Annotated in this window: 7 protein-coding genes and 1 pseudogene; 3 read left to right on the top strand and 5 right to left on the bottom strand. The window is 58.1% G+C overall.

Annotation, left to right across the window (positions count from 1 at the left end):
- Positions 1–110 precede the first annotated feature (110 nt).
- Positions 111–299: pseudogene (locus BM079_RS16980) on the top strand (SMODS domain-containing nucleotidyltransferase); the annotation flags it as partial.
- A 48-nt stretch (positions 300–347) separates the two neighbouring features.
- Positions 348–1,097: a nucleotide-binding domain-containing protein gene (locus tag BM079_RS15315; RefSeq protein ID WP_322787947.1), complete on the top strand. Its 750-nt coding sequence runs from the start codon at positions 348–350 to the stop codon at positions 1,095–1,097.
- Between the two features lie 100 nt (positions 1,098–1,197).
- On the opposite strand, the gene BM079_RS15310 is transcribed toward BM079_RS15315, so the two are convergent.
- The 3 genes from BM079_RS15310 to BM079_RS15300 form a co-directional block, all read right to left on the bottom strand.
- Positions 1,198–2,421 (bottom strand): multidrug effflux MFS transporter, encoded by a 1,224-nt coding sequence (locus BM079_RS15310; RefSeq protein ID WP_090135825.1) that lies wholly within the window; start codon positions 2,419–2,421, stop codon positions 1,198–1,200.
- A 256-nt stretch (positions 2,422–2,677) separates the two neighbouring features.
- Positions 2,678–3,259: a sugar O-acetyltransferase gene (locus BM079_RS16975; protein WP_090135823.1), complete on the bottom strand. Its 582-nt coding sequence runs from the start codon at positions 3,257–3,259 to the stop codon at positions 2,678–2,680.
- Between the two features lie 50 nt (positions 3,260–3,309).
- The gene (locus BM079_RS15300; protein WP_090135858.1) at positions 3,310–4,257 is read right to left on the bottom strand and encodes a 2-hydroxyacid dehydrogenase; all 948 of its coding nucleotides are present in this window, start codon (positions 4,255–4,257) and stop codon (positions 3,310–3,312) included.
- A 260-nt stretch (positions 4,258–4,517) separates the two neighbouring features.
- Here BM079_RS15300 and BM079_RS15295 point away from each other — a divergent pair, with 260 nt between their 5' ends.
- Entirely contained in the window at positions 4,518–5,000 is a 483-nt protein-coding gene (locus tag BM079_RS15295) for a universal stress protein (RefSeq protein WP_090135820.1), read from the top strand.
- Positions 5,001–5,094: 94 nt separating this feature from the next.
- On the opposite strand, the gene sbmA is transcribed toward BM079_RS15295, so the two are convergent.
- Together sbmA and BM079_RS15285 are read right to left on the bottom strand one after the other, a co-directional pair.
- On the bottom strand, positions 5,095–6,339 hold the full coding sequence (gene sbmA / locus BM079_RS15290) for a peptide antibiotic transporter SbmA (protein ID WP_090135817.1): 1,245 nt from the start codon (positions 6,337–6,339) through the stop codon (positions 5,095–5,097).
- Between the two features lie 115 nt (positions 6,340–6,454).
- Complete coding sequence (locus tag BM079_RS15285) at positions 6,455–7,192, bottom strand: GntR family transcriptional regulator (protein WP_090135814.1); 738 nt, start codon at positions 7,190–7,192, stop codon at positions 6,455–6,457.
- Positions 7,193–7,339 lie beyond the last annotated feature (147 nt).

The following is a 7,339-nucleotide window of genomic DNA, read 5'->3' as shown; positions in this document are numbered from 1 at the left end:
GTGCGTGGTCGTGGCGCGTTGGTGAAGTATCTGAGCCATGGATCCTCCTCCGTTAGTGAGTCATACCATAAACCACTACACTCCGGGACCATACACCTAGAGTCAAAAATGCTTTAAAGATTAGCTATCCGAATACTGTAATCAGGGTTGACGGGCAAATAGTTTCAGTAAGGTTAAGCAAATATATAGTAGAGGTGGTGCCAGCATTTCGGCTAGATGACGGCAGGTTTAGATATCCAGATTCTAATGATGGCGGTTCTTGGGAAGTATGTAACCCAATCGCTGAAAAAAAAGCAGTCAATATCTTAAATCAAGAAAGAAATAGAAATCTTAAAAATCTAGCAAAAATGGTGCGGTCTTGGAAGGATACGCATGGCGTACCACTAAGCGGTATGTTGATAGATACGCTGGCATACAGATTCTTTCAAAGTAATCGTGAGTACGATGAATCTGGTTATGCCAGCTACAAATATTTAGTGAAAGATTTTTTTGCCTATCTGGTCGATCAGCCAGCCGAAAAAGAATTCTGGCGAGCTCCTGGTAGTGGGTCAGAAGTATATAAAGGTGGGAAGTTTATACCTAAAGCGAAAAAGGCACTCAGAAAGTGTAGGGAAGCACTTGATGATGAAAACCAAGCTGATAAAAAATGGCGTGAAATCTTTGGCAAGAAATTCCCTGTCAAAAAGGTGGTTACAAAAGTTGAAGAATCAGCTAGAGACTATCGAGATACTGAGCAAAGCATAGAAGATATGTTCCCATTGAATATACAATATGGAATTGAGCTCGATGCCAATATTGGAAAAGACAATAGAATGTTGGCTCTGTTGTCGAAGTTAACCAGTCGAGTTTCAAAAGAAAGAGACTTGAAATTCTTCGTGCAAAGAACAGACCATATTCCTGAGCCTTTTGATATCTACTGGAAAGTTAAAAATATAGGTCCAGAAGCTGAGAGAAAAGATATGATTCGAGGGCAGATTACTAAAGGAGGAAGATATCAAGAGGAGAGAAGCGATTTTTCAGGCGAGCACTATGTCGAATGCTACATAATAAAAGATGGTTTTTGTATTGCCCGAGAAAGTATATCAGTACCAATTTAGAAAGTTTTTTCATAAAGCCAAGCATCAATTTCTATGTAAGTTGTTGTCTTGCTTGGCTTTTATCTTTGTCGTATTCTGAATTTCTTTGGATGTGGGGCACTTATGGTTGATGACGGTGTTCTCGCTGCACGATCACGGCGCAGAGGAAGGTACCTGTCCCGCCCAGGGCGACCACCAGCCCCAGTGAGGATGGCGTACCGTCCGACCACAGCCCGACCAGTGCAGAGCCGATCACGCCACTGCCGTACTGTGTCGCCCCCACCAGCGCCGATACCGCTCCGGCGCGATGCGGATAGTCGCGCAGGGCGCCCGAAATGGCGTTGGCAATGATGAAGCCGGTGGTGGAGGTAAACAGAAACAGCGGCACGGCGATGCCCCAGAGTCCGAACCAGCCGGTATAGGCATTGAGCGCAGTGACCAGGGCGCAGAGCATCGTGGCGAGCGCGCCCCACATGAGCATGTGATTGATCCCCACGCGTGAGACGAAACGAGCATTCAGCAGGTTGGTGGTCATGATGCCGATGATGCCGGCACCGAACAGCAGCCCGTAAAGCTGGGAAGGCACGCCGTAATAATCGATGTAGGCAAAGGGCGTCCCGGCGACATAGGCAAACATGGCGGCGTAGAAAAATCCCCCCACCCCGATATAGGCCAGTAGCCGACGGTGCTGAATCAGCTCGACATAGCGGCGCAGCGCGCGGCCGAGTGCCTCGCTGCTGCGCCGCTCCCGCGGTAGAGGCTCTTCCAGTGTGGAGAGTGCCAGCAGCGCGATGACGCCGATGGCGACCAGCACCCAGAAGATCATGCGCCAGTTGAACAAAATCTCGATCTGGCCGCCGACAAGCGGGCCCAGCAGCGGCGCGATGGCCATGACCGTCATCAGGGTCGACATCATCTGTGCGGCGCGGTCGCCCTCGAACAGATCCCGCACCATGGCCCGCGACAGGGCCACGCTGGCACAGGCCCCGATCGCCTGTAGCAGGCGCCAGCCAATCAGCGAGGTGGCGCTGTCGGCCATGGCACAGCCGGCGGAGCCGGCGATGAACAACAGCAGACCGATGGCGACCGGGATGCGTCGTCCGAAGCGGTCACTGATCGGGCCCCATACCAGCTGGGCCAGGCTGAAGCCGATGAGATAGCCGGACACGGTCAGTTCGATCATGCCGGTCGCGGTGCCCAGGTCCTCGGCCATCGCGGGCATGGCAGGCAGGTAGAGATCCGTTGAAATGGAGGCAAAGCCCATCAGAAGGCTGAGCACGGCGAGCACGCGCCAGCCGGAAGCGTTGGGGCTCGAGGCGGCAGAAGAGGGTTGGTTATCGTTCATGAGATCCGGGCAATGGATAGGAAAAGTGCATTGTGGCGTCTGAATATTGTGGGGCCTGAGTATTGTTGATCCAGAGTATTATTGAGCCTGAGTGTCGCGGTTATCCGCACACGCCCCACCGCAGGCTTCCCCCCTGACGCCGGGCAGAAAGCGCTGAGGTTGTCGGTAAACGGTCATGGGTCAAGGATGATCGATAAATTCGTAAGGGCGCTAACAGTATGCCCGGTTATCCATCCCTTTTGCCATCATGAGGGAATCATGGCAGAGCACGAATCACACGGGCCGGGTTGCCCACCGCCACGACGTTGGCAGGGATGTCTCGGGTGACCACGGCGCCGGCCCCGATGATGCTGTTCTCGCCGATGGTGACCCCCGCCAGTACGATCGCACCGCCGCCCAGCCAGACGTTGTCTTCGATGACGATGGGGGCGCCGGCTTCCAGCTTGGCGCGTCTCGAGGCGGCGTCGATCGGGTGGGTCGGCGTCAGCAGCTGAACGTTGGGGCCGATCTGCACGTCCCGGCCGATGGTGATGGGCGCGACATCCAGTGCCACCAGCCCGAAGTTGGCAAACGAGCCCTCACCAAAGCGGATGTTAAAGCCGTAGTCGACATACAGCGGTGGTCGAACATGAGCGGTATCACCACACTCTTTGAAAAGCCCTTTCAGGACCGCGTGGGCGGCGGCGATATCATGCTCGTAGCGTCGGGCGAATTCGGCCATGGCCGCTCTGGCAACGCCGGCATCGTGGGCCAGCTCCGGGTCATCGGCGCTATAGAGTTCGCCGGCGAGCATCTTCTGCTTCTGGGAGCGGTCATCTGTCGTATGGTCATCGCCCATGGCATTCTCCCGTGGCGTCCGTGGTATTGAATGGGGCCGCGCCTGGACCTTCAGGCCTCCGGCACCGACGTGATCAGTGGCTTGCCCTCGAGAAAGGCCGCAAGATTTTGCATGACCAGATCAACGGTGGCATCCAGCGCCTCCGGCGACAGACCGGCGGTATGCGGCGTCATGATAATGCGATGTTCCTCTCGAAGCGCCTGCGATACCTCGGGTTCGTGCTCGAAGACATCCAGCGCGGCACCGGCAAGGCGTTTCTCCTGTACGGCCCGCACCAGGGCGTCAGTGTCCACCACGCTGCCGCGCCCGATGTTGATCACGATGCTGCCGGGGCGCATGACGCTCAGCAGGGCATCATTGACCAGATGATGGGTCTCCAGGCCGCCGGGCAGAGCGCTCACCAGCACGTCGGCCTGTCTGGCCACATGCCCCGGGTCGGATTCATGTCGCCAGTCGAGATCCGGCTTTGGCTGGCGGCTGAAATAGACGATGGGCATGTCAAAGCCGTAATGGGCGCGGCGGGCGATGGCACGGGCGATATTGCCCATGCCCAGAAGCCCCAGGGTTTTGCCATGCAGCATCGGCGCGCTGCGGCGAATCTCCTGCCACTGCCCCTGTCGAACGCCGGCATCCCCCTGTGGAATGCGGCGCAGACAGGCCAGCATCAGCCCGAGCGTGTGGTCGGCAACCGTTTCGGCATTGGTGCCGGGGCCGTGGGTAACCGCGATATGTCGCTCGCGGGCCGCGGCCACATCAATCCCTTCAAAGCCCACCCCCTGGGCGCAGATCAGCCCCAGGTTCGGCAGGTCGTCCATGTCCTCGGCGGTGAAGCCGATGGTACCAATGGTCAGGACTGCGCGAATGTCGTCACGATGCTCGCGGAGTACCGCTCGCCGGGTCCCGGGGTCCTCGGCCATATGAAGCCGATAACCGGCCGCTTCAATGCGGGCCTGATGATGGCGTGACAGGCGTGTCACGACCAGCAGATGAATCGCCATGACGGACATCTCCCTGATTCCTGGAGGGGATTGATACCTTACCGTGGCGGGTCGTGGCCGCGGTAGTCCGCAGGATCACGGGGCCGGCAAACGGGCATGCGACCATCGACGCGTGGCGTTCTCGACAGGACTGCTAAGGTAATAGGGCATGGGGCGGCATCGTTGATGCGACGGGCCCCACCACATCACTCATTGTGCTGTCTGACGGCGTCGCTCCTGGAGGGGCGGGATCGTCAGCAGCCGGAGCAGGGAGGTGGATCATGACACAGAGTATTCTGGTACCCATTGATGGTTCCCGCAGTGCGCGCCGGGCGCTTGAACACGCTTGCCTGATGCAGCAGGCCGGCGGTGGCGCCCTGCATCTGCTGCACATTGTTGAACCGCCGGTGGCTTCCGATCATCTGGGCGCCACTACGGGATCGACGCCCGTGGATTACACTCCGGTCAAGGGGCATGAACAGGGCGTGGCGCTTTTGAAGGAGACCTGGTCGGCGGTGGGCGACCCATCGGGCGAGGTGCATTTTCACGTGGAGGACAATTCGCCGGGGCATCCGGACCAGACCATCGTGGCGATGGCCCGGGAACTCGATGTAGAGGTCATCGTGATGGGCAGTCGCGGCCTCAGCGACATGAAAGGGCTGGTCGTGGGCAGCGTGTCGCACAAGGTCTCTCATGTCGCCCACTGCACGGTGATCACATTGCATGTCCCTGACACCGGGCCGGACGATGCCCTCGCTCATTGATACCTTCGTGACATGGCCCTGTCGGCCGGGACCCTGACCGGCCCCGGCCTGCGGTGTCAGTCATGAGCGGTCACGTCTGATGCCGGCCCCTTGGTTACGACACGGCGTCGTTCGATAGCTTCGTGTCTTCGTTGGGGAGGCCGCCATCAATCATGGCTTCAAAGGCACGCAGGCGCTTGATGATCGAAAGCAGCTCGATGATGGTCGACCACGAGGTGACGAGATACTGAAATGATTCCCGCACTTTTTCGAAGACGTTGAGGATCTGCTGCAGGAGCCCGAGTGTCAGCTTGCCGGCGACGATCGAGGGGGCCAGCACGATAAAGCCGAACACCACGTCGGCCTGCAGATAGAAGATGCGGGCGACATTGAAGTAGGTGTAGTGCCAGTAAAGACGGAAGTAGTTCTTTCGGACCCGGTCAAAAAGCATCGCCACACTGGCCGGTGCGGCACGCTCGGCGTCATCCTCGCCGTAGACCAGTTCCTTGCGGTAGGCCGCCTCGACGCGCTGGTTGCGAAACTCCAGCCCCGGCAGGCGGATGCCGACCACCGCCAGCAGTACGGTGCCAAACAGCGACCAGATCACCGCCGCCCAGACCAGCGCATTGGGCACATGGCCGATGATGGGCAGTTCGGTGATGTCCTGTGACATGCTGTAGAGAATCGGCATGAACGCGATCAGCGTCATCAATGCCTTGAGAAGATTGACGCCCAGCCCCTCGAGTGTGGTGGAAAAGCGCATGGTGTCTTCCTGCACACGCTGGGCCGCTCCCTCGATGTGGCGAAGTCTCGACCAGTGCTGCATGTAGAAGTTGTTCATCGCCCAGCGCCACCGAAAGATATAGTGGCTGACCACGAAATAGTTGAGCACGCCCACCGTCACGGCCACAAAGGCGATGCCGGCAAAGCTCAGCATTCCGGTATAGATATCGGTGACGGTCACGCCGCTGTCACCGCCCAGTGCCTGCTGAATCATGTCCCAGAAAGGCCCATACCAGGCATTGATGGCCACGCTCGTCTGTACCGAAAACCACGTCATGAAGATGATCAGGGCACTGCCCAGAATCGACCAGCGCTGCCAGCGGTGGCGGTCGATGACGTGCCATGCGGCGGCAAATACGGCCACGCACAATGCGTAATAGAGATAAAACCAGAGCAGCGATGGCGCCCAGAAACGGGAAACATCCACGGGCAGGGCATCACCGTCGGCCAGCGGGGGCAGGCCGATGGCAGCGCCCCACCCGCTGGCGCCCATCTGCCACAGGCCGATGCACAGCAGCGCCCAGACCACAACGCTTGAGAAAAACAGGGGCGGATTGGGGAAAAAGGACCGTAACACGATAGAGTTCCTGCAGTGAGGGCAATGTTCAAACCGACCCCCTCGGGGTCGCGTACCCTTCATCGACCCCGTGAGAGACCTTGCGTTCCTTTGATTCTGTTCTGGAAGGGAGCGCTCAGGAGATTTCGATCTGATAGCGGAAGGTCGCGGCTGCTCCCATCGAGCAGCGGTATTCCAGTGGTGTCTGGTCATACCCCAGCGCAGTACGCTCGATCACCACGACTGGATCATTCAATGCAATTCCCAGTGTGTCCGACGTGATCGCATCAGCCGAGGCAATGGTAAGTGTCTCGCGCGCCGATCCGATTCGCTGACCGAACCGGGCTTCGTAAAACGGATAAAGCAGATTATCAAACTCCTCGAGAGGCACCTTGAGCAGTCCGGAAAACCGCGCGGCCGGCAGCCAGATCTTCTCGGTCAGCAGACTGCCATCTTCCAGAGTACGCAGTCGTTCAAGGCAGATGCACGAGGCATCGTGAGCCAGTCCCAGCGCTTTTGAGGCGACTGGTGGGGGCGTCTGCAACGAGGCAGACAGTATCCGGCTGTCCGGCACGCTGGCTTCGCCTTCGGCATTGACCTGGCGAAAGAAGCGAAAGAAGGAGGCGTCAAAATCCGGTCGGCGTACAAAGGTCCCGCGGCCCTGGCTGCGCTCTAAAAGCCCCTCATTGACCAGCGTATCGATGGCACGGCGCACCGTGCCCACAGCGATGTTATAGCGCCGTGTCAGCTCCGATTCGGTCGGAATGGGCTCTCCCGGTGGCCATTCGCCGCTGGCGATCCTGTCCATGATTTCCTCGCGCAGCCGCTGATAGAGCGGCAGACGCGCATCCGATCCCGCTTTCCAGTCACTCATGAATACCTGTCATCAATAAGCGTGGGTAAATGTATAGAACCAATGTCGCATCGCGACGCGATTGACCGTGATATCGGGCAGCTATAAGGTCTCGATTCATATATATGACTATACGACGATAACAATTTTGCATGACTAGGTGCCCAG

Source organism: Kushneria avicenniae (assembly GCF_900112585.1).
Lineage (GTDB): Bacteria > Pseudomonadota > Gammaproteobacteria > Pseudomonadales > Halomonadaceae > Kushneria > Kushneria avicenniae.
This window is presented reverse-complemented; position numbering and strand designations above follow the sequence as displayed.